The sequence below is a fragment of the Shewanella sp. MBTL60-112-B2 genome, assembly GCF_019655055.1.
Classification (GTDB): Bacteria; Pseudomonadota; Gammaproteobacteria; order Enterobacterales; family Shewanellaceae; genus Shewanella.
In genome coordinates this window covers 1-940 of record NZ_BPFA01000075.1, presented here as the reverse complement: position 1 = coordinate 940, position 940 = coordinate 1, and the positions used below count along the sequence as shown (strand labels likewise).

General features: G+C 41.4%; 2 tRNA genes and 1 pseudogene. 1 reads left to right on the top strand and 2 read right to left on the bottom strand.

Going from position 1 to position 940, the window contains the following annotated elements:
* Nucleotides 1–37 precede the first annotated feature (37 nt).
* Nucleotides 38–113: transfer RNA gene (locus K5Q73_RS21255), tRNA-Phe, on the bottom strand.
* Nucleotides 114–522: 409 nt separating this feature from the next.
* Here K5Q73_RS21255 and K5Q73_RS21675 point away from each other — a divergent pair.
* A pseudogene (locus K5Q73_RS21675) lies at nt 523–615 on the top strand (Mobile element protein); the annotation flags it as partial.
* Nucleotides 616–819: 204 nt separating this feature from the next.
* Here the strand turns inward: K5Q73_RS21675 and K5Q73_RS21250 are convergent.
* Nucleotides 820–895: transfer RNA gene (locus K5Q73_RS21250), tRNA-Thr, on the bottom strand.
* Nucleotides 896–940 lie beyond the last annotated feature (45 nt).

Sequence of the window (940 nt, the reverse complement as noted above, 5' to 3'; positions counted from 1 at the left end):
GTTACCTAATCAAGTTAGTGAACTCATTAATAAATGTTGGTGCCCGAACCCGGAATCGAACCAGGGACACGAGGATTTTCAATCCTCTGCTCTACCGACTGAGCTATTCGGGCAACTAATCGCTACTGATAGTATGCGTTAGATTTGCTACTACAAACTGGGCCTTTAAAGCCTGTCTCGTTTGGAGTGCGCGTATAATATAGCGATGTTTTAGAAGGTGCAAGTGCTTTATCGCATGACTGCGCAACAAATAGGCTTTTAACGGCATAATTCTGCACCTGCGCTATTGCTTGAGTTGTTTTTGAGCTGTCAGGGGCAATGAGCAAGCCCATTTGTCTGGTATTTAAGTCATGCTTGATGCAATGAGCTTTGTCGGGGCTTTGTGATTACTTGGCTTAACCTGTATTTTTATTAGAATGTATATGCAGGCACGATACTATGATCCACTCATAGGTCGTTTCTATTCGAATGCTCCTGTAGATGCAGCCTCCTTCACAATAAATAGTGCCACCCACAGTCAATGGCAATAACAACGACCACCGCAGAGCTTGGGTTGAAGATCAAATACATAGATTAACAGCCGTTTTCGCGATAGATGTTGCCGCCTTTGTGATATCAATTGGTTTATGAGGTGTCGAGCCAATTGTTTTAGAGTGGCTGGCTAGTAAAATTTCTTTTCTGAGATTGATTTGGATTTCGGTAAGTAACAGATACAAGAAGCCATTTATTATGAAATGGGATTTTTTCTTAGATTGATTTGGATTGCAGTAAGCAACAGAAACAAAAAAGCCACTCATTGAGTGGCTTTTTTGTTTTTTATGGTGCCGGCACCAAGAGTCGAACTCGGGACCTACTGATTACAAGTCAGTTGCTCTACCAACTGAGCTATGCCGGCTTATTTGTTTAACAAGTTACCTAATCAAGTTAGTGAACTCATTAA